14 protein-coding genes and 1 pseudogene are annotated in these 21,105 nt (G+C 63.1%); 7 read left to right on the top strand and 8 right to left on the bottom strand.

What is annotated here, in order from left to right:
• Positions 1-106 precede the first annotated feature (106 nt).
• From LVS58_RS23060 to tpx, 5 genes are all read right to left on the bottom strand, one after another.
• A complete protein-coding gene (locus LVS58_RS23060) occupies positions 107-1,597 on the bottom strand; it encodes an efflux transporter outer membrane subunit (protein ID WP_233692973.1) in 1,491 nt (496 codons plus the stop codon).
• Positions 1,594-4,701 carry an efflux RND transporter permease subunit gene (locus LVS58_RS23055; RefSeq protein ID WP_233692972.1) on the bottom strand — a complete coding sequence of 1,036 codons (3,108 nt, stop codon included), beginning with the start codon at positions 4,699-4,701 and terminating at the stop codon, positions 1,594-1,596. Before LVS58_RS23055 ends, LVS58_RS23060 begins: the two co-directional genes overlap by 4 nt.
• A complete protein-coding gene (locus LVS58_RS23050) occupies positions 4,698-7,796 on the bottom strand; it encodes an MdtB/MuxB family multidrug efflux RND transporter permease subunit (RefSeq protein WP_233692971.1) in 3,099 nt (1,032 codons plus the stop codon). The genes LVS58_RS23055 and LVS58_RS23050 overlap by 4 nt, the downstream gene beginning before the upstream one ends.
• Positions 7,793-9,100 (bottom strand): MdtA/MuxA family multidrug efflux RND transporter periplasmic adaptor subunit, encoded by a 1,308-nt coding sequence (locus tag LVS58_RS23045; RefSeq protein WP_233692970.1) that lies wholly within the window; start codon positions 9,098-9,100, stop codon positions 7,793-7,795. The genes LVS58_RS23050 and LVS58_RS23045 overlap by 4 nt, the downstream gene beginning before the upstream one ends.
• 344 nt (positions 9,101-9,444) lie before the next feature.
• A complete protein-coding gene (gene tpx, locus LVS58_RS23040; RefSeq protein ID WP_012052082.1) occupies positions 9,445-9,945 on the bottom strand; it encodes a thiol peroxidase in 501 nt (166 codons plus the stop codon).
• Between the two features lie 330 nt (positions 9,946-10,275).
• Between tpx and LVS58_RS23035 the strand changes: the two are divergent.
• Positions 10,276-11,464 (top strand): annotated as a pseudogene (locus LVS58_RS23035) (MFS transporter).
• A gap of 71 nt (positions 11,465-11,535) precedes the next feature.
• Here the strand turns inward: LVS58_RS23035 and LVS58_RS23030 are convergent.
• The 3 genes from LVS58_RS23030 to LVS58_RS23020 form a co-directional block, all read right to left on the bottom strand.
• Positions 11,536-12,816, bottom strand: coding sequence for a serine/threonine transporter (locus LVS58_RS23030; RefSeq protein WP_233692968.1), 1,281 nt, complete (start codon positions 12,814-12,816; stop codon positions 11,536-11,538).
• Between the two features lie 385 nt (positions 12,817-13,201).
• On the bottom strand, positions 13,202-14,398 hold the full coding sequence (locus tag LVS58_RS23025; protein ID WP_233692967.1) for an amino acid aminotransferase: 1,197 nt from the start codon (positions 14,396-14,398) through the stop codon (positions 13,202-13,204).
• Positions 14,399-14,618: 220 nt separating this feature from the next.
• Positions 14,619-15,644, bottom strand: a complete 1,026-nt coding sequence (locus LVS58_RS23020) for an Ldh family oxidoreductase (protein WP_233692966.1) — start codon at positions 15,642-15,644, stop codon at positions 14,619-14,621.
• A gap of 142 nt (positions 15,645-15,786) precedes the next feature.
• On the opposite strand from LVS58_RS23020, the gene LVS58_RS23015 reads away from it, so the two are divergent.
• The 6 genes from LVS58_RS23015 (at position 15,787) to LVS58_RS22990 (ending at position 21,020) form a co-directional block, all read left to right on the top strand.
• Positions 15,787-16,659 carry a MurR/RpiR family transcriptional regulator gene (locus LVS58_RS23015; protein ID WP_233692965.1) on the top strand — a complete coding sequence of 291 codons (873 nt, stop codon included), beginning with the start codon at positions 15,787-15,789 and terminating at the stop codon, positions 16,657-16,659.
• Between the two features lie 22 nt (positions 16,660-16,681).
• Positions 16,682-17,434: a transporter substrate-binding domain-containing protein gene (locus LVS58_RS23010; RefSeq protein WP_233692964.1), complete on the top strand. Its 753-nt coding sequence runs from the start codon at positions 16,682-16,684 to the stop codon at positions 17,432-17,434.
• Positions 17,435-17,527: 93 nt separating this feature from the next.
• A complete protein-coding gene (locus LVS58_RS23005) occupies positions 17,528-18,247 on the top strand; it encodes an ABC transporter permease (protein ID WP_233692963.1) in 720 nt (239 codons plus the stop codon).
• Positions 18,244-18,954, top strand: coding sequence for an ABC transporter permease (locus LVS58_RS23000; RefSeq protein WP_233692962.1), 711 nt, complete (start codon positions 18,244-18,246; stop codon positions 18,952-18,954). The genes LVS58_RS23005 and LVS58_RS23000 overlap by 4 nt, the downstream gene beginning before the upstream one ends.
• A gap of 16 nt (positions 18,955-18,970) precedes the next feature.
• Positions 18,971-20,215, top strand: coding sequence for an NAD(P)/FAD-dependent oxidoreductase (locus LVS58_RS22995; RefSeq protein ID WP_233692961.1), 1,245 nt, complete (start codon positions 18,971-18,973; stop codon positions 20,213-20,215).
• A gap of 22 nt (positions 20,216-20,237) precedes the next feature.
• Entirely contained in the window at positions 20,238-21,020 is a 783-nt protein-coding gene (locus LVS58_RS22990) for an amino acid ABC transporter ATP-binding protein (RefSeq protein WP_014860256.1), read from the top strand.
• Positions 21,021-21,105: the final 85 nt, after the last annotated feature.

Below are 21,105 nucleotides of genomic sequence, written 5' to 3'. Positions count from 1 at the left end.
GGGCCCGACAAAAGCTGACGATTGTACTCAAGCTTAAGCGAAACGCACGGGGTTTTTGCGAATGGGAATGGATCCAATAAGCATGGCGCCGTGCCTCTACGCGCGGTCAATCCTGCTCGGCAAACGCCTGCTCTGCATCCCAGCCGCCACCCAACGCAGCCACCAGTTGCACACTGGCCACCAGGCGCCCTTGCAGCAGGTTCAGCACACTGCGCTCGTTGCTCAGCGCCGTGGTTTGCACGTTGACCACATCCAGATAGCCGATCAGCCCGGCGCGGTACTGGTTCTCGGTCAGGCGCAACGACTCACGGGCGGCATCAAGCGCTTCCTGGCGCACCACGGCTTCATCGCCATACACCTTCAATTGAACCAGCAGGTTTTCCACTTCCTTGAAGCCGTCCAGCACGGTCTGGCGATACTGCGCCACGGTCTGGTCATACACGGCGACCGTGCGGTCGACCTCGGCGCTGCGTTTGCCGGCGTCGAACAGGGTCAGCGCCAACTGCGGGCCTACCGACCAGTAGCGGTTGGGCAACTCGATCCAGTTGCTGAAGCTGCTGCTGGAATAACCGCCACTCATGCTCAGGCTGAGGTCCGGGAAGTAGGCTGCCCGCGATACCCCGATGTTGGCGTTGGCCGCCATCACGTTGCGTTCGGCTGCTGCGATGTCCGGGCGCCGCTCCAGCAGTTGCGAAGGCAGCGAAACCGGTATTTGCGGCAACGCTGGAATGGCCTTGCTGTCGGCCAGGGCGAAGTCGGCAGGCGTCTTGCCCAGCAGCACGGCGATGGCATTTTCGAACTGCGCACGCTGCCAGATCAGGTCGATCAGGTCAGCCTGGGTGCTTTTGAGCTGAGTGCGGGCCTGGGCCACGGCATCCGGCCCGGCGACACCGGCGCGGTACTGGTTTTCGTTCATTCGCAGCGAGCGTTCATAAGCCGCCACGGTGGCTTCCAGCAAACGCTTCTGCTCATCGATAACCCGCAATTGCAGGTAGTTCTGCACCAGCTCCGACTGTTGGCTCAAGCGGATCGAAGCAAGGTCGGCGAAACTCGCTTCGGCACTTGCCTCGTTGGCATTCAGGGTTTCGCGCAGCTTGCCCCACAGGTCGATCTCCCAGCTCACGCCCAACTGCGCGTTGTAGGTGTTGCGGATGCCGCTGCTGTTATTGGACAGGCTGGAACTGGAGCTGCCGGTGCCCTGCGCCGAGCGGTTCTTGCTGGCGCTCAAGTCCAGGCTGGGGAACAGCGCCGCCCGGCTGCTGCGCACCAGCGCCTGGGCCTGACGGTACTGGGCTTCTGCTTGCGCCACGGTCTGGTTGCTGCGGTTGAGCGCTTCGACCAGCGCGTTGAGCTCGGCATCACCGTAGATTTCCCACCAGGCGCCACGGGCGATGGCGTCGGACGGCGTGGCCTGTGTCCAACCTTCGGCGTGCTTGAACTGCGTCGCCGTGCTGTTCAGCTCGGGGCGGTGGTAGTCCGGGCTTAGGGTACAGGCACTGAGCAAGGCCACGCACAACCCGGCGCCAAGCAGGCGCGAGCCACGGCCACGGGTCAGTGCTTGCAGGGCACGGTGAAGTGGGGTCTGGGCAAAAGTCATAGCGGGGTTTCCAGGGCGGCGTCGGTGCGCACGCCACGCCAACGGTTGAAACGGTGGCGCAGGCGGTCCAGGTACAGGTAAACCACCGGCGTCGTATAAAGGGTGAGGATCTGGCTGAACACCAGGCCACCGATGATGGTCAGGCCCAATGGCTGACGCATTTCTGCGCCTTCTGCGTGGCTCAGCAGCAACGGCAATGCGCCAAGGATCGCCGCCAGGGTGGTCATCAGGATTGGCCGCAGGCGCAGCAGGCAGGCCCGGCGGATCGACTCTTCAGGCGAAAAGCCCTGATGGCGCTCCAGCTGCAAGGCCAGGTCGATCATCAGGATGGCATTTTTTTTCACCACCCCAATCAACAGGAACAGCCCCAGCAGCGAGATCAGGCTGAACTCGCCACCGGTGACGTACAGCGCCAGCAAGGCACCGACGCCCGCCGAAGGCAGAGTGGAGAGAATGGTCAGCGGGTGAATGTAGCTTTCATACAGAATGCCCAGCACCAGGTACACCAGCAGCAGTGCGCCAAGGATCATCAATGGCTGGCCCTGCTGGGTCTTGGCAAAGGCATCGGCAGAGCCACCAAGCTTGGCAATCACCTCCTCGGGCAGGCCGAGCCTGGCCACCGTGCGCTCCAGTGCCGCCATGGCCTGGTCGGGGCTGTAGCCCTCGGCGACGTCGAAGGCGATGTCCTCCGAGGCGAACTGGCCTTCGTGGCTGACCCGGTCGTTGGCCAGGCTGTTCTCGTAGTGGGCGATGGTCGACAGCGGTACCCGTGCGCCGTCGGCGGTGATCACCTGCACCTGCTCCAGCGTGCTCGGGTCCCAGGCGTATTTCGGGTTGATCTCCAGCACCACCTGGTACTGGTTGAGGCTGTCGTAGATGGTGGAGATCTGCCGCTGGCTGTAGGCGTTGTTCAGCACTGCGGTGACCATGTCCATGTCGATGCCCAGGCGCTTGGCCTGGTCACGGTCGACCACCAGCGTCACCTGTTGGGTACCGGCGCCATCACGGGCGTCGATGGCGGTCAGCTCAGGCAGTGCACGCAGCGCCGCGACCACCTTGGGGAACCATTCGCGCAACGCTGCCAGGTCACCGCTTTGCAGGGTATACAGGTACTGCGAAGAGGTCTGGTCACGCCCGCCGCCACCCAGTTGCAGGTCCTGGTCGGCCATCAGGAACAGGCGCCCGCCGGGCACTTTGGGCAGTTCCTTGCGCAGGCGCTCGATCACTTTCTGCGCATCGATCTTGCGCTCGCTGATCGGTTTCAGACGCACTAGCACAAAGGCGTTGTTGGTACCGCTGTTACCACCGATGAAACCGGCAACGCTCTGTACTGCCGGGTCGGCCAGCAGGGCGCGGCGGTAGATTTCCATCTTCGGCTGCATCACCGTGAATGACAGACCGTCGTCACCCCGGATGAAGCCCATCAACTGGCCGGTATCCTGCTGGGGCATCAGCGTCTTGGGCACCACCACGTACAGGGCGATGTTGATGCCGATGGTGGCCAGCAGGCTGAGCAGGGTCAGGCGCTTGTGGCGCAGGGCCCACCCCAGGCTGCGGTCATAGGCATCAACCATACGCTGATGCAGCCTGTCGCTCCAGCGCTGCAGGCGTGTCTGCTGGGCCTGGTGCGGCTTGAGCCAGCGGGCGCAGAGCATCGGTGTCAGGGTGAGCGACACCACCAGCGAGACGATGATCGCCGCCGCCAGGGTGATGGAAAACTCCTGGAACAGGTTGCGCACGATGCCGCCCATGAACAGGATGGAGACGAACACCGCCACCAGCGACACGTTCATCGACAGCAAGGTGAAGCCCACTTCCTTGGCGCCCAGGAAGGCCGCCTTCATCGGTGGCTGACCGTTCTCGATGTGCCTGGAGATGTTTTCCAGCACCACGATGGCATCGTCCACCACCAGCCCGGTGGCAAGGATCAGCGCCATCAGCGACAGGTTGTTGAGCGAGAAACCGCACAGGTACATGACCGCAAAAGTACCCACCAGCGATACCGGCACCGCCAGGCTGGGGATCAGCGAGGCGCGCAGGCTGCCAAGGAACAGGTAAACCACCAGGATCACCAGCACCACGGCGATCAGCAGGGTGTGCTCGGCCTCCTTGAGGGTGGCCTTGATCACGGGCGAGCGGTCCATGGCCACGTTCAGTTGCACGCTGGCTGGCAGCAACGACTGCAGTGCCGGTAGCTGCGCCTTGATCTGGTCGACCGTTTCGATGATGTTGGCGCCGCTCTGGCGGTTGACCACCAGCAACACCGCGGCCTGGTCGTTGAAGAAGCCGCTGTTGTAACGGTTTTCAACGCCGTCGGTGACGGTCGCCACGTCAGACAGGCGCAGAATGGTGCCGTTCTGCTGGCGAATCACCACCGGCTCGTAATCCTTGGCGCTTTCCAGCTGGTCGTTGGCCCGCACCTGCCAGTTGCGCTCGGCGTCCTCGACAAAGCCCATGGGCCGGCGCTGGTTGGCGTTGGACACTGCGGTGCGCACTTCGTCAAGCGACAGGTTGTACTGGTTGAGCAGTTGCGGCTCGACGGCAATACGCACGGCCGGCAGCGAACTGCCGCCGATCTGCACCTCCCCTACCCCGGATACCTGAGCCAGGCTCTGTGAAAGGATGGTGTCGGCCAGGTCATACAGCTGGCCCTTCTGCAGCACATCCGAGGTCAGCGACAGCACCATGATGGGCGCCTGCGACGGGTTGATCTTCTTGTAGGTGGGCATGCTGCGCATGCCACTGGGCAGCAGGTTGCGGGTAGCGTTGATCGCCGCTTGCACTTCACGGGCTGCGCCATCAATGTCACGGCCCATCTCGAAGCCGATGATGACCCGCGTCGAACCCTGGTTGGAGCTGCTGGTGAGCGTGGTGACGCCGGCGATGCTGCCCAGCTTGCGTTCCAGCGGTGTGGCTACGGTGGAAGCCATGACCTCGGGGCTGGCACCAGACAGGTTCGCCGACACCACGATCACCGGGAAGTCCATTTGCGGCAGTGGCGCCACTGGCAGCAAGCCAAAGCTGACCCCACCCAGCAGCATGATCGCCAGGCTCAACAGCATGGTCGCCACCGGGCGACGAATGAAAGGCCCGGACAGGTTCATGCCTGGGCCTGCTTCACGTCGGTGGCCGGGCGCCAGCGGCGGGCCAGGCGATCGAAGTACAGGTAGATGACCGGGGTGGTGAACAGCGTCAGCACCTGGCTGACCAGCAACCCGCCGACCATCACCAGGCCCAGTGGCTGGCGCAGCTCGGCGCCGGAACCGGTGGCAAGCATCAGCGGCACCGCACCGAACAGCGCCGCCAGGGTGGTCATCAGGATCGGCCGGAAGCGCAGCAGCGCGGCCTGGTAGATGGCATCGCGCGGGCTCATGCCCTGATGGCGCTCGGCCTCCAGGGCGAAGTCGATCATCATGATTGCGTTCTTCTTGACGATACCAATCAGCAGGATGATGCCGATGATGGCAATCATGCCCAGGTCGTTACCGCTGATGAGCAAGGCCAGCAAGGCACCGACCGCCGCCGACGGCAGGGTCGAGAGGATGGTGACCGGGTGGATGTAGCTTTCGTACAGCACCCCCAGCACGATGTACATGGTCACCACCGCCGCCAGAATCAGCAGCAAGGTGCTCGACAGCGACGCCTGGAAGGCCTCGGCCGCACCCTGGAAGCGGGTTTGCACACCCAGCGGCATGCCGATGTCCTTCTGCACCTGCTCGATCACCTGCACGGCTTCGCCCAGCGACGCGCCGTGGGCCAGGTTGAACGACAAGGTCACTGCCGGAAACTGGCCGATGTGGGAAATAGCCAGCTGGGCTTGACGCTGCTCGATCCGCGCCAGCGCCGAAAGGCGCACCTGCCCGCCATCAGTGGCCTTGACGTGGATCGACTCCAGCGCCTGCGGGCCGATCGTTGCGGCGTCCTTGGACTGCAACACCACACGGTACTGGCTGGCCTGGGTGTAGATGGTCGAGATCTGCCGCTGGCCGAAGGCGTCGTACAGGGCATTGGTGATCTGCGACACGCTGATCCCCAGGCGGCTGGCCATGTCACGGTCGATTACCAGGTACACCTGCAAGCCCTTGTCCTGCAGGTCGCTGGCCACATCGGCCAGTTCCGGGCGCTGCTGCAGCGCCTGCACCAGCTTGCCGCTCCACTGCGCCAGCAGGTCGGCGTCCGGCGACGACAGGCTGAACTGGTACTGGGTGCGGCTGACCCGGTCCTCGATGCTGAGGTCTTGCACCGGCTGCATGAACAGGCGGATGCCCACCAGCCGGTCGACCTGCGGCTGCAGGCGGCTGATCACTTCGCTGGCGCTGACATCGCGCTCGCCGTGGGGTTTGAGGTTGATCAGCAGGCGACCGCTGTTGAGCGTGGCGTTGTCGCCGTCTACGCCAATGTAGGACGACAGGCTTTGCACGGCCGGGTCTTGCAGGATGACCTTGCTCAGGGCCTGCTGACGTTCGCTCATGGCGGCGAACGAAGTGGACTGCGGCGCTTCGGAAATACCCTGGATCACCCCGGTGTCCTGCACCGGGAAGAAGCCCTTGGGCACGACCATGTACAGAAACACCGTGAGCACCAGGCTGGCCACCGCCACCAGCAAGGTCAGCGGCTGATGCTTGAGCACCCACTGCAGGGCACTGCCGTAGTGCTTGATCAGCCAGTCGATCCAGGCGCCACTGGCGCGGTAGAAGCGGCCTTGTTCTTCTTCCTTGGGTTCGCGCTTGAGCAGACGCGCGCACATCATCGGCGTCAGGGTCAGGGACACCACCAGGGAAATCAGAATGGCCACTGCCAGCGTGATGGCGAACTCGCGGAACAGGCGACCGACCACATCCGCCATGAATAGCAACGGGATAAGGACCGCAATCAGCGAGAAGGTCAGCGAAATCAGGGTGAAGCCAATCTGTCGGGCGCCCTTGAGCGCCGCCTGCATGGGCGTCTCGCCCTCTTCGATATGCCGGGAGATGTTCTCCAGCATGACGATGGCATCATCGACCACAAAGCCGGTGGCGATGGTCAGGGCCATGAGTGTCAGGTTGTTGACCGAGAACCCGGCCAGGTACATGACCCCGAACGTCCCGATCAGCGACAGCGGCACGGCAATCGACGGAATGAGGGTGGCGCTGAAGCGGCGCAGGAAAACGAAGGTGACCATCACCACCAGAACGATGGCGATCAGCAGTTCGTGCTGCACGTCCTTGACCGCGGCGCGAATGGTCTGGGTGCGGTCGGTCAGCACCGATACATCGAGGCCGGCCGGCAGGTTGTCGGTGATCGACGGCAGCAGGCCCTTGATGCGGTCGACCACTTCGATCACGTTGGCGCCCGGCTGACGCTGGATGTTCAGCAGCACAGCATGGTTCTCGTTCGCCCAGGCCGCCAGCCGCTCGTTTTCGGCGCCGTCGACGATTTCGGCTACATCTTTCAGGCGCAGCGGCGCACCGTTGTTGTAGGCCAGGATCAGGTTGGCGTATTCCTCGGGGGAGCGCAGCTGGTCGTTGGCATCGAGCATCGACACCCGGGTCGGGCCGTCGAAGTTGCCTTTGGGCTGGTTGACGTTGGAGGCACCGATCAGCGTGCGCACGTCATCCAGATTCAAGCCATTAGCCGCCAGGGCGTCGACGTTGACCTTGATGCGTACCGCCTGGCGCTGGCCACCGGCAATGCTGACCATGCCCACGCCGCTGATTTGCGCAAGCTTTTGCGCCACGCGGGTATCGACCAGGTCGTTGAGCTTGGGCAGCGGCATGGTCTTGCTGGAGATGGCCAGGGTCAGCACCGGGGTGTCGGCCGGGTTGACCTTGTTGTACACCGGCGGTGCCGGCAGGTCGCTGGGCAACAGGTTGCTGGCGGCGTTGATCGCGGCCTGCACCTGTTGCTCGGCAACGTCCATGTTCATGTCGAGGTTGAAACGCAAGGTCAGCACCGACGCGCCGCCAGAACTGGTCGAGGCCATCTGCTCCAGGCCTGGCATCTGGCCGAACTGGCGTTCCAGCGGCGCGGTGACGGCGCTGGTCATCACCTGCGGGCTGGCGCCGGGGTACAGGGTCATGACGCGAATGGTCGGGTAATCCACCTGCGGCAAGGCAGAAACCGGCAGCAACTTGTAGGCGATCAGGCCGGCCAGCACGATGGCCAGCATGCTCAGCGTGGTGGCAACCGGGCGCAGGATGAACAGGCGCGAGAGGTTCATGCGCCCGCCTTGCCTGCTGCGTTGCCGGGTTGCGCTTCACCTGTTTGCGCCGCGCCCTTGGCTTCCTGCCCTTGCAGGTGCTGGCCCGGGGTGGTCGGCACTTGCGAGCTGTCTTCGACCACTTCCACCTTGGTGCCTTCGCGCAGGCGGTCGGTGCCTTCCAGCACCAGGCGGTCGCCGGCCTTCAAACCGTCGAGAATGACGCTGTTCTCGCCATCGCTGGCGCCCACCTTCAGCTTGCGGACATTGACGGTACTCTGCTCGTTGACCACATAAGCGAAGGTGCCGTCGTTGCCAAACTGGATGGCCGCGGCCGGGGCCATGACCACCTGCTTGAGGGTGTCGGCCAGCAGGCGCACGTTGACGAACTGGTTGGGGAACAGGGCCAGGTCCTTGTTCTCGAAGCGGCCTTTGAACTTAAGCGTGCCGGTGGTGGTGTCGATCTGGTTGTCGATGCTGCCCAGCACACCGGTGGACTGCAGCTTGCTGTCACTGCGGTCCCAGGCCTCGACCGGCAGGCTGGCGCCACTGCGGTAGCGCTCCAGCACAGTGCTCAGTTCGGTTTCCGGCAGGGTGAAGGCTACGTTGATCGGCTCGGTCTGGGTGATCACCACCAGCGCGGTGGTGTCGTTGGCGGCCACCAGGTTGCCCAGATCAAGCTGGCGCAGGCCCACACGGCCACTGATCGGCGCACGGATCTGGGTGAAATCGAGGTTCAGGCGGGCATCGTTGACCTGTGCCTGATTGGTCTTGACCAGCCCCTGGAACTGCGCCACCTGGGCTTCGGCGGTGTCCAGGGTCTGCTTGGCGATGCTGTCTTCGGCGTACAGGCCTTTATAGCGGGCCAGGTCGACCTGAGCGTTCTTCAACTGTGCCTGGTTCTGCGCCAAGGTGCCTTCGGCCTGTTGCAGGGCGATGCGATAAGGGCGCGGGTCGATTTCGGCCAGCAGGTCGCCGGCCTTGACGCGCTGGCCTTCCTTGAAGTGGATTTTCACAAGTTCGCCAGCCACGCGGCTGCGCACATTGACTGTATTGGTCGCAGTGACCGTGCCCAAGGCTTTGTAGTAGAGGGGAAAGTCGCCTGTGCGCACCGGCACGACGCGTACCGGCACCGGGTCACTGGAGCCGCCAAAACCTGGGCGCCCGCCGATCATGCCCATGCCCTTGCCACCGCGCCCGCCACTGGCTTCTTTATGCGCAGGCGTCGCTGCGGGCCACAGCCACCAGGCCAGTGCAGCCACCAGCAGCAGGATCAGCAGGCCGACGAGCCAGCGACGAAGGGAACGGGAATTGGACGCTTGCATGGGTTGAACGAACCTTGTTCGGAATGACGACTTGGGGAGGGTGAACGATAAGCACTGCCATCGTTTTAGCAAAGGGCCTTTACCAGAGGTTTACCTTTGCCTGACGTTGCCAAGCGGCGGAATTTTAAATGAAAACGGCCCGGAACGTGTTCCGGGCCGTTACAGGGTGTTGCTTGGAGCGGTGGCGGGCCTTGAGGTTTCCGTTAGCTTTGCCGGCCTCTTCGCGGGTAAACCCGCTCCTACGGGGGGCACAGCCTTGAAACCTGTGCCGCACGTTGTAGGAGCGGATTCACCCGCGAAGAGGCCAGCACAGGCTACAGCCGCCCGCCCTGCCCCACGCCCCCTTACTTCAGTACAGCCAGCGCCGCGTCGTAGTTCGGCTCGTCAGCAATTTCGCCAACCAGTTCGCTGTGCAGCACCTTGTCGTTCTCGTCCAATACCACCACGGCGCGGGCGGCCAGGCCGGCCAGCGGGCCGTCGGCGATGGCTACGCCGTAGTTTTCGAGGAACTCGCGGCCACGCAGGGTCGACAGGTTCTTGACGTTGTCCAGCCCTTCGGCGCCGCAGAAACGAGCCTGGGCGAACGGCAGGTCAGCCGAGATGCACAGCACCACGGTGTTGGCAACGTCGTTGGCCTGGGCGTTGAACTTGCGCACCGAGGTGGCGCAGGTTGGGGTATCGACGCTTGGGAAGATATTCAGCACCTTGCGCTTGCCGGCGTAGTCTTTCAGCGACTTGTCAGCCAGGCCTTCACCTACCAGGGAGAAAGCCGGAGCCTGGGCGCCGGCCTGTGGCAGGTTGCCGTTGACCTGGACCGGGTTGCCTTTGAGAGTCACTTGAGCCATGACGAAATCCTTATACGGGGTTTGAAAAGGACACTGAGTTAAGCATGAAGGCAGCCGGGTGCCTATGGGGACAGGTGAAATTGTTCCATTGCCGGATGATTTTTGTGGACAAAAAATGCCGATGCCCGCTGTTACGGCCAGTTGCCCCACAGCGGCCGATGAACGCTCGGCAAAAACCTACAGCGCTAACAGAACTTTCGTCACCCAGGGCAGCTTGTGCATCTTCAAGGCGGCGCTACCATCAGACGCTTGGCAATAACGGGAATGCATATATGAACGCCATCAAGACGAGATCCGAAACACCGGCCAGCCCGGCTCGGGGTTAGCAGCGTGCACCACCCCGCTGGTTCGCTTCGGCGCCACCTGTGCTCCACGTTGCTGATTTTGTTATGTCTGCTGGGTGTGTTTCCTCTGGACGTAATCCTCCCATCATTCCCTGCGCTCTCAGATGAGTTTCGGGTCGACACAAAACAGATTGCGTACTCAGTGAGCTTTTTTGCTGTTGGTGTGGCCATGGCGCAAATCGTGATCGGCCCACTGTCGGATGGCATCGGGCGCAAGCGTTTGTTGCTCGCTGGGTTGGGCGTATCCATTGCAGGGGCGCTCGGTTGCATATTTTCAACTCATTATGAAACGTTCATAGCCTTTCGCTTGGTGCAGGCCCTGGGTTGCGGCAGCCTCGTGCTAGGCCAGGCGCTTGTGCAGGACCTCTACAGCGGTACACAACGCAATGCCATGCGCATCCTGTTAACAAGCGCGAGCGGGTTGTTCATCTCCCTGTCACCGCTGGCAGGTGCCTTTCTTCAACAGTCCTTTGGCTGGAAGGCAAGCTTTACGGTATTCGTGATCATCGCTGCAATCGTTTCACTTTCATCGTGTGTGCTGCTCCATGACACACCTGCGTCGCGCGACCGGGCGCCAAGCCTGTCCGGTTATCGGGTGATGCTGCGCGACACGGCCTTTCTTGCGCATTCCATGCTGTCCAGCCTCGCCTTTGCCTGTCATTTTTCCTTTATCGTCACAGCGCCCTTGCTACTAATGGGGAGGCTGGAGCTGACGGCCTATCAATTCTCTCTGGTCTTTATCGGCTATGGGTTGGCATACATCGTCGGCGGCATGGCTGCGACCTACTTGAACAGTCGCGTAAGCCCGCAAGCTCAAATAGAAGCAGGTTTGCTGCTTATAAGTACTGCGGGCATCACCCTTTTGATGTGGGAATGGGTGGCAGGTTTATCTGTGCTGGGGATTCTACTGCCGATGATTGTCTGTACGACCGGTACAACCCTGGTACGCCCCGCCGCAACGACCCAGGCTTTGGCGCGCTATCCGCGTCAGGCAGGTGCGGCAGCTTCGCTCAATACGACGTTGCTGTTCGCCGGTGCCGGTTTGGCGAGCAGTGTGGTCGCAGGTTTGGAAAAGCGAGCTACCGGCAGGCTTGGGCGTGCTGTTCGTGGTAGCCAGCCTGTGCGGGTGGTGGCTGCTTGCGTGCACCCAGAACGATGAAATGCAACGCTGCTGAAACCTTGATCAGGCAAAAAAATGCCCGGGTGGCGACAAGCGACCCGGGCATTCTTGAATGAAGTGGGTGAATCAGCTTACAAGGCCGTACACCACCGAGGTCAGCGCCACCAGCCCGACCACAACGACAAACACGTTGGACGCCGCACCGCTGTATTTACGCATGGACGGTACACGGCGAATAGCGTACATCGGCATCAGGAACAACAGCACCGCGAGAATCGGGCCGCCGAGCGACTCGATCATGCCGAGAATGCTCGGGTTGAGGGTGGCGACGATCCAGCACACCACCAGCATCAGTGCCGCAACCACGCGGTCCAGGGCCTTGGCACCCGGACGCGCACCGGTCTTGGCGATGATGCCCTTCAGGCCTTCGCTGGCACCGATATAGTGGCCGAGGAACGACTTGGCGATGGCCACGAAGGCGATCAACGGTGCAGCGAACGCGATGGTCGGGTTGCTGAAATGGTTGGCCAGGTACGACAGGATCGACAGGTTCTGCGCCTTGGCTTCGGCCAGCTGGGCGCTGCTCAGGGTGAGCACGCAGCTGAACACGAAGAACAGCACCATCACCACCATCAGCAGGTGGGCACGGCGCAGGATCTGGCCGCTGCGCTCATCGGCGTGCTCGCCGTAACGGCGCTTCTGGTCGACGGCAAAGGCCGAGATGATCGGCGAATGGTTGAACGAGAACACCATCACCGGAATGGCCAGCCACAGGGTGTGCAGGAAGGCCGAGGCCGGTGGCACCTCTGTGGCGCTGTCGAGAATGCCACCGGTCCAGTGCGGCACCAGGTACAGGCCCAGCAACGCCAGGGCAACGATGAACGGGTAGACCAGCAGGCTCATGACCTTGACCGTGGCTTGCTCCCCGCAGCGCACGATGGCCAGCAGGCCGAGGATCAGCACGAATGACAGGATTGCCCGTGGCGGCGGCTGCATGTGCAGCTGGTGTTCCATGAAGCTGGACACGGTGTTGGTCAGCGCCACGCTGTAGATAAGCAGGATCGGGAAGATGGCGAAGAAGTACAGCACGGTGATCGAGGCACCGGCGGTGCTGCCGAAATGCTCCTTGACCACTTCGGTGATGTCGCCGCCATCGCGCCCGGAAAGGACGAAACGGGTCAGCCCGCGATGGGCGAAATAGGTCATTGGGAAGGCCAGCACGGCCAGGATCAGCAGCGGCCAGAAGCCGCCAAGGCCGGCGTTGATCGGCAGGAACAGTGTCCCGGCGCCGATGGCTGTGCCGAACAGGCCCAGCATCCAGGTGGTGTCGTGACGCGCCCAGGTGCCGAGGGCGGCGGGGGTCGATTCTGCAAAGCGTTGTTCAACGCTTGGGGCCTGCTCATTCATTCCGGGTGAAGCTCCACTCGCAAGACTGCAACAGGCTGAGAATGGCGAAATAGACGTTTCGCCCAACTCAACCGGAAAAGAGGGGCGCGATTGTGCACGGAAAGGTTGCACTTGCGAAGCCCTTTTCCGAGGAGCGGTTGCACTTGTCTTTACAAGTGGAAGGCATTGCTGGTGTCGTTCGATGGAATGTAGCGGCCTGGGCGGCATGTGGGGGCCGCCAGTGGGAGCGGCCTTGCGTCTCGAAAGGGCCGCAAAGCGGCCCCAGCAATTTCAGCGGCAAAGCTGCAATCGTGGGGGCGCTCCGCCCCCCTTTCGCGACGCAAGGCCGCTCCCACAAAGTCCAACCGCGCCCCACCGGAGGGGCCGCAAATGGCCCCTTGACGAGTTACTTCTGAACGGCAGCGAACGCTTCGGCAACCCGTTGCAGGTTGGCCGGGCGCAGGCCGGACATGCACACACGGCCGCTGTCGATCAGGTAAACACCGAACTCGTCACGCAGGCGGCGTACCTGCTCGACGCTGAAGCCGGTGTAGCTGAACATGCCGCGCTGGCGCAGGAAGAACTGGAAGTCCTGGCCCGGCAGCAGCACGGCCAGGGCATCGACCAGCGCCTGGCGCATGTCGAGGATACGCTTGCGCATCACTTCGACTTCTTCAGCCCACTGGGCATTCAGGCCAGCATCGCTCAGTACGCCGGCAACCAGCTGGGCGCCGAAGTTGGGCGGGCTGGAGTAGTTACGGCGCACGGTGGCCTTCAACTGGCCAAGCACGCTCTGGGCAGTGGCCTCGTCATCGCACACCACCGACAGGCCGCCCACCCGCTCGCCATACAGCGAGAAGATTTTCGAGAAGGAGTTGCTGACCAGGCACGGCACGCCGGCACGGGCCATTTCGCGGATAGCGTAGGCGTCTTCTACCAGTCCTTCAGCGAAGCCTTGATAAGCGATGTCGAGGAACGGGATCAGCTGGCGCGCCTTGACCACTTCCACCACTTGTTGCCACTGGTGCTGCTCCAGATCGGCACCGGTAGGGTTGTGGCAGCACGGGTGCAGCAGCACCACGCTGTTGGCCGGCAGGCTCTGCAAGGTGGCCAGCATGCCGTCGAAGTCCACGCCACGGGTGACCTGGTCGAAGTACGGGTAGGTATGCACCTTGAAGCCTGCACCTTCGAAGATGGCGCGGTGGTTGTCCCAGGTCGGGTTGCTGACCCAGACTTCGGACTGCGGGAAGTAGCGCTTGAGGAAGTCGGCACCGACCTTCAGGGCGCCGGAGCCACCCACGGTCTGGACGGTGGCCACACGGCCGCCGGTCACGGCCGGGTGATCAGCACCGAACAGCAACGCCTGGATGGCTTGGCGGTAGCTGGCAAGGCCTTCCATCGGCAGGTACAGGGAGGCTTCGTGGTCCTGACCGGCAATGCGTTTTTCCACCGCATCCACCGCCGCCAGTTGCGGCACCACGCCGGCCTCATCGTAATAAAGGCCAATACTCAGGTTGACCTTGTCGGCGCGCGGGTCGGCCTTGAAGGTTTCCATCAACGAGAGGATCGGGTCGCCGGCATAGGCATCGACATGTTTGAACACAGCGTGCAGCTCCTTGGATCAGGACGGTACGGAAAGTCAGCCCTGAGCATACCCGCAGAGTGGGCTCAGGAACATCCACTATTGTGCAAGGTTGTCTATGCAACATTGCATGGCTGGAAATTCGTGCTGGATTCTTCGCGGGTAAACCCGCTCCTACGGGTTCAGCGCACAGCCTGGGAACAGCTCAGGCACCTGTGGGTTTACCCGCGAAGAGACCGGGTCATCCAAGCAGTGCTTTCAGGCCTTGCAACTCCTGCTCGGTCACCGCCACCCCCTCCTCCTCGGCCACCTCGCGCTCACGATAGCGCCGCTCGCCCGGCATGCGCGTCAGCCCCACCGCCTGCATGTGCTCCACCAGTTCGCGGCTGCGCTGGGCAAACCGCTGGCCTTCGGCCTTGCCCGGGTCGATAACGATGATCAACTGCCCGGTCCATGGCGTTTTCGCCCCCGGATGCCCGGACCAATCGAACTCCCAGGAGAAATGACCGCCGGTCAGTGCCGCCGCCAGCAGTTCGACCATCATCGACAACGCCGAGCCCTTGTGCCCGCCAAATGGCAGTAAGGCGCCGCCTTCCAGAATCGCCTTTGGGTCGGTAGTCGGCCGGCCATCGGCATCCACCCCCATGCCCTCCGGCAATTGCTGGCCGGCACGTGCGGCAATTTGCACATCGCCATGGGCCATGGCACTGGTGGCCATGTCGAAAACGATCGGGTCATGCTCGGCGCAAGGCGCAGCAAAAGCGATGGGGTTGGTGCCGAACAGCGGCTTGCGCGCACCATGCGGTACCACGCAGGTCATGCTGTTGACCACGCTGAGGGCGACCAGGCCCTCTTCGGCGAATGGCTCCACATCCGGCCACAGCGCGGCGAAGTGGTGCGAGTTGTGGATCGCCAGCACGGCAATGCCAGCGTTGCGCGCCTTTGCCACCAGCAGCTCACGGGCCGCCGCCAGTGCCGGCTGGGCAAAACCGCCCGCAGCATCGACACGCACATAGCCGGCGGCCACGTCGCTGACCTGGGGTGTGGCCTGGCCATCGACCCAGCCGCTGGCCAAGGTCGAGACATAACCGGGCATGCGGAACACCCCATGGCTATGGGCGCCATCACGCTGGGCGCTGGCGCAGTTGTGGGCCAGCACCCGGGCCACGGCCTCGCTGCACCCATGGCGCTGGAAGATGGCCTGCAACAGGCCCTGCAGCTCGATAAATGGCACGCGCACAACGGTGCTGGTGGAAGGTGCGGACATCTGAAGCTCCTTGTTGATTTTGGAATGGCTACAGCGTTGCAACGACAAAAACTTTCCTTCATGTGACAGCAATCTGTCAAATGTTGACTTGATGACAGAAAACATTCATTTTCTTCCCAAGCCTCACCCCTGGAGCCGCAGCATGAGCCAACTGATCAAGCAACGCCTGGAAAACAGCCTCGAAGGGGCCGCTGCCTCGGGTCGCAAGATCGCCACCTACATGCTTGCCAACCTGCACGAACTGCCGTTCCAGACCTCGGCCAGCATTGCCGCCAAGCTGGGCGTCAGCGAATCCAGTGTCGGGCGCTACTGCCGCTCACTGGGTTATGCCCACCTCAAGGCACTTAAGCAAGACCTGCAGAACGATCTGGGCGATGGCCCGTGGCTGGTGGGTGATCGCCTGCAAGATTACCGCCAGAACCAAGACGCCAGCGACAACGCCGGCAGCCTGGAGCTGGAAATCGCCGCTCTGGTGCGCGTACACGAATACCGACAGAGCCCGGCCTGGCACAACGTGGCGCAACGCCTGGCGAGCAAACCGCGGGTGTTCATCGCCGGCTTCCAGACCGAGCGTGGCATCGCCATGTGCATGAGCCACCTGCTGCAATACCTGCGCGATAGCGTGCAACTGGTCGACATCAGCGCCGGGCACTTCGGCGACGTGCTGCTGGGCCGCGCCGAAGACAGCGCCCTGGTGGTGTTCGAGGCGCGCCGGTATTCCCGCCATGCCCTGATGCTGTGCCAGAGGGCGCGCGAGGCTGGCATTGCAGTCACCCTGGTGACCGACACCTTCTGTGACTGGGCGGATGCCAATGCCGACGAAGTGTTCCGCATCCCCACCGAGTTCAACCTGTTCTGGGAATCCACCTCGACGATGCTGTCGTGGGTGCATCTGATGGTCAACGAGGTCTGCAAGAAGCTCGGACCGGATGTTGAAAAACGCTTGGAAGCAACTGCCGCTCTACATAACGAATTCGTCGGCTACACCTCGTGGTCGACGGGCAAACAACAATAGCAAGAGTGCAATGAGGTGCGAGATGAACAAGTCCATGGCCTTGCTGGGTGCGTGCGCCCTGCTGCTGGCGGGTGCCGCCAGCGCTGAAACCCTGCGGTTCGCCACCGAGGGTGCCTACCCGCCCTTCAACTATGTAGACGCCGATAACAAGCTGCATGGCTTCGATATCGACATTACCCATGCCCTGTGCGAACAGATGAAAGTCGAATGCACGCTGGTGGCCCAGGACTGGGAAGGCATCATCCCTGCCCTGATGGCGCGCAAGTATGACGCGGTGGTGGCGTCGATGATCGACACCGAAGAGCGACGCAAGAAGATCGCCTTCACCGACCACTACTACCGCACGCCCCTGACCGTTGCGGTTGCCAAGGACAGCAAGATCGACAGCGCCCAGACCGACTTTGTCGGCTACACCGTCGGCGCGCAATCTTCCTCGACCCAGGCCATCTACGCCGAAGACGTGTACGGCAAGGCCGGTGCCGACGTGAAACTGTACCCGACCATGGACGAAGCCAACGCAGACCTGGCGGCCGGCCGCCTGGACGGCGTGATTGCCGACAAATTCCCGCTGCACGAGTGGATGAACAAGAACGGCGGGGATTGCTGCAAGATCCTTGGCGACGTGGCCGACACCAAGGCCGATGCCGCGATCGCTGTACGCAAGGACGACGAAGCCCTGCGCCAGCGCCTGAACACCGCGCTGCAACAGATCGTGGCCAACGGCACCTACCAGAAGATCGCCAGCAAGTACTTTGCTTTCGATATCTACAACTGATCTTCAGGAAGTTGTGCGAACACCCTGTGGGAGCGGCCTTGCGTCGCGAAGGGCGCTCCCACAAGGCCGCATAACCTGCCCAAGAGGTTCGTCATGCTCGATCAATTGTCCTTGCTGTCTTTCGCCAGCGGAGGCTGGGGCCAGGCGTTGCTGGCCGGCGCCCTGGTTACCGTTTCCCTGGCCTTGGCCTGCCTGCCCATCGGCCTGCCACTAGGCCTGGTGGTCGCGCTGGCGGCGCGCTCACGCAAACGCCTGCCACGGGCCTGGGCCACCACTTTTTCCACCGTCTTCCGCGGCCTGCCCGAGCTGCTGACGTTGCTGATCATCTATTACGGCTGCCAGATCGCCGCGCAGAAGGTCCTCGCCGCCATGGGCTACCAAGGTGAGTTCCTCATCAACACCTTCCTCGCCGCGATGATCGCCTTCAGCCTGGTGTTCGCCGCGTTTTCCAGCGAAATCTGGCTGGCCGCCTTCAAGACCCTGCCCAAGGGCCAGCTGGAAGCCTGCTCGGCGCTTGGTCTTAGCAAGCGCACCGGCTTCTTCAAGGTTTTGCTGCCACAACTGACCCGCATCGCCCTGCCTGGCTTGTCCAACAACTGGCTGTCGCTGCTCAAGGACACCTCGCTGGTGTCGACCATCTCGCTGGTCGACCTGATGCGCCAGACCAACCTGGCGGTCAGCGTCACCAAGGAGCCGATGTTCTTCTACGGCGTCGCCTGCCTGGGCTACCTGCTGTTCGCGGCATTGTCCGGGCGCGTGTTCGCCTACATCGAACGGCGTAGCAACCGCCACCTGCAAGGAGCACGTGCATGAGCTTCGATCAATTGCTGGCAATGGTGCTCGACCCCGACCTGCTGGAGCGCTACGGCCCGCGCTTCATCGACGGCCTGCTGGTAACCGCCAAGCTGGTGGCGATTTCCTTCAGCCTGGGCGCCGTGCTCGGCCTTCTGCTGGCCCTTGCACGCATGTCTCGCAGCCTGGTGCTGCAGCGTATGGCTGCCGGCTACGTGTACTTCTTCCGCGGCTCGCCGCTGCTGGCGCAATTGTTCCTGCTGTATTACGGCCTGGGCTCGCTCAAAGGCTTCTGGCAGGACGTCGGGCTGTGGTGGTTCTTCCGCGAAGCGTGGTTCTGCACCTTGCTGGCGTTCACCCTGAACACCGCCGCCTATCAGGCCGAGATCTTCCGCGGCAGCCTGATGGCGGTTGCGCCTGGCCAGCATGAAGCGGCCCGGGCGCTGAACCTGAAGCGCTCGACCACGTTCTTCAAGGTGATATTGCCGCAATCGCTGCTGGTGGCCATTGGCCCGTTGGGCAACGAACTGATCCTGATGATCAAGGCCAGCGCGATCGCCTCGCTGGTGACGATCTACGACCTGATGGGCGTGACCAAACTGGCCTTCTCGCGCAGTTTCGACTTCCAGATCTACCTGTGGGCCGCCGTGCTCTACCTGGTGATCGTCGAACTGGTGCGGCGCCTGTTGAAACACCTGGAAGCCCGCCTGGGGCGCCACCTGAACTGACCGAAGGATACGTTTCATGCATTGCCAGACCCTTGTCCTCGGCGCCGGCATCGTCGGCGTCAGCACCGCGCTGCACCTGCAGGCACGCGGGCGCCAGGTAATTCTGATCGACCGCGACGAACCGGGCAGCGGCACCAGCCACGGCAACGCCGGGCTGATCGAGCGCTCCAGTGTCATCCCCTATGCCTTCCCGCGGCAACTGGGCGCACTGCTGCGCTACGGCCTGAACCGCCAGCCCGACGTGCGCTACAGCCTGGCGCACCTGCCCAAGGCCGCACCGTGGCTGTGGCGTTACTGGCGCCAGTCGGCACCCGGGCGCCTGGCCGGCGCCGCCGCTGATATGTTGCCGCTGGTACAGCGCTGCGTCGAAGAGCATGATGCGCTGATCGCTGCTGCCGGCCTGGAAGGCCTGGTGCAAGCCAAAGGCTGGATCGAAGTGTTCCGCGACCCCGCACTGTTCGAGCAGGCAAAAACCGATGCCAAGGGCCTGAGCCGCTACGGCTTGCAATTCGAAATCCTTGAATGCGGGCAACTGCAGGCACGTGAACATCAGCTGGACGCCACCGTTGTCGGTGGCATCCACTGGCTCGACCCGAAAACCGTGAACAACCCCGGCGCGCTCACCCGTGGCTATGCGGCGCTGTTCCTGCAACGCGGCGGGCAGTTCTTGCATGGCGATGCGCGCAGCCTGCGCCAGGCCAATGGCCAATGGCGGGTAGAGAGCCGTCGTGGCCCGATCACTGCCGACGAGGTGGTGGCCTGCCTTGGCCCTCAGTCCGCCGACCTGTTCAGCGGCCTGGGTTACCAGATCCCGCTGGCAATCAAGCGGGGCTACCACATGCACTACAGCACCCGTGACGGGGCTCAGCTGGAGCACTCGATCTGCGACACCCAAGGCGGCTATGTACTGGCGCCAATGGCGCGCGGTGTGCGCCTGACCACCGGCATCGAGTTCGACGCAGCCAGTGCGCCTGGCAACCAGATCCAGCTGGGCCGCTGCGAAGCCTTGGCGCGCAAGCTGTTCCCGGCCCTCGGCGAGCGCCTGGACGACACGCCATGGCTGGGCCGCCGCCCCTGCCTGCCGGACATGCGCCCGGTGATCGGGCCGGCACCGCGCCACCCAGGGCTGTGGTTCAACTTCGGCCATGCCCATCACGGCCTCACGCTGGGCCCGGTCTGCGGCCGGCTGCTGGCCGAGCTGCTCACTGGCGAGCCGCCCTTCACCGACCCTGCGCCTTACAGCGCGACCCGTTTCGACTGAACCCACGCGGGAGAACAACAAGATGACCGCACCACTGAGCCTTGCCACCCTTGCCCCCGAACCCGACCCGCGTCCGGTGCTGATTCGCATCGAAGGCCTGAACAAGCACTATGGCGCGTTCCACGTGCTGCGTGACATCGACCTGCAGGTGCGCGAAGGCGAACGCATCGTGCTGTGCGGGCCGTCCGGCTCGGGCAAGTCGACCCTGATCCGTTGCATCAACCGCCTGGAAATCGCCCAGCAGGGCAGCATCCAGGTGGACGGCATCGACCTGGCGGCCACCACGCGCGAGGCAGCACAGGTACGCAGCGACATCGGCATGGTGTTCCAGCACTTCAACCTGTTCCCGCACATGAGCGTGCTCGACAACTGCCTGCTGGCCCCCACCAGCGTGCGCGGGCTGTCACGCAAGGACGCCGAGGAGCGGGCACGCATGTACCTGAGCAAGGTCGGCATCGAAAGCCAGGCGCACAAGTACCCCAGCCAGCTGTCCGGCGGCCAGCAGCAGCGCGTAGCAATCGCCCGGGCGCTGTGCATGAAGCCGCGGATCATGCTGTTCGACGAGCCCACTTCGGCACTGGACCCGGAAATGGTCGCCGAGGTGCTGGACGTGCTGGTGCAGTTGGCTGGCACGGGCATGACCATGCTGTGCGTCACCCATGAAATGGGCTTTGCCCGGCAGGTAGCCGAGCGGGTGCTGTTCCTTGAGGGAGGGCAGATCATCGAGGACAGCCCGCCGCAGGTGTTCTTCAACCAGCCGCGCACCGAGCGGGCCAAGGCGTTCCTGGCGCAGATCCTCCACTGAATGGACCGGATAGGCTGGCGCGCAACTGTGTAGGGGCGGCCTTGTGTCGCGAAAGGGCCGCAAAGCGGCCCCGGATATCAGCTTC

It is taken from the genome of Pseudomonas sp. JR33AA, from assembly GCF_021378985.1.
GTDB lineage: Bacteria > Pseudomonadota > Gammaproteobacteria > Pseudomonadales > Pseudomonadaceae > Aquipseudomonas > Aquipseudomonas alloputida.
The sequence above is the reverse complement of the archived record's forward strand: the minus strand, read 5'-3'. Positions and strand labels throughout refer to the sequence as shown.

Bases quoted from the DNA above. Each gene is read 5' to 3' on its own strand.
- LVS58_RS23005 (WP_233692963.1), top strand. From the start codon at position 17,528: ATGCTCGATCAATTGTCCTTGCTGTCTTTCGCCAGCGGAGGCTGGGGC.
- LVS58_RS23060 (WP_233692973.1), bottom strand. From the start codon at position 1,597: ATGACTTTTGCCCAGACCCCACTTCACCGTGCCCTGCAAGCACTGACC.
- LVS58_RS23030 (WP_233692968.1), bottom strand. From the start codon at position 12,816: ATGAATGAGCAGGCCCCAAGCGTTGAACAACGCTTTGCAGAATCGACC.
- LVS58_RS22995 (WP_233692961.1), top strand. From the start codon at position 18,971: ATGCATTGCCAGACCCTTGTCCTCGGCGCCGGCATCGTCGGCGTCAGC.
- LVS58_RS23000 (WP_233692962.1), top strand. From the start codon at position 18,244: ATGAGCTTCGATCAATTGCTGGCAATGGTGCTCGACCCCGACCTGCTG.
- LVS58_RS23010 (WP_233692964.1), top strand. From the start codon at position 16,682: ATGAACAAGTCCATGGCCTTGCTGGGTGCGTGCGCCCTGCTGCTGGCG.
- LVS58_RS22990 (WP_014860256.1), top strand. From the start codon at position 20,238: ATGACCGCACCACTGAGCCTTGCCACCCTTGCCCCCGAACCCGACCCG.
- LVS58_RS23045 (WP_233692970.1), bottom strand. From the start codon at position 9,100: ATGCAAGCGTCCAATTCCCGTTCCCTTCGTCGCTGGCTCGTCGGCCTG.
- LVS58_RS23020 (WP_233692966.1), bottom strand. From the start codon at position 15,644: ATGTCCGCACCTTCCACCAGCACCGTTGTGCGCGTGCCATTTATCGAG.
- LVS58_RS23015 (WP_233692965.1), top strand. From the start codon at position 15,787: ATGAGCCAACTGATCAAGCAACGCCTGGAAAACAGCCTCGAAGGGGCC.
- LVS58_RS23055 (WP_233692972.1), bottom strand. From the start codon at position 4,701: ATGAACCTGTCCGGGCCTTTCATTCGTCGCCCGGTGGCGACCATGCTG.
- tpx (WP_012052082.1), bottom strand. From the start codon at position 9,945: ATGGCTCAAGTGACTCTCAAAGGCAACCCGGTCCAGGTCAACGGCAAC.
- LVS58_RS23050 (WP_233692971.1), bottom strand. From the start codon at position 7,796: ATGAACCTCTCGCGCCTGTTCATCCTGCGCCCGGTTGCCACCACGCTG.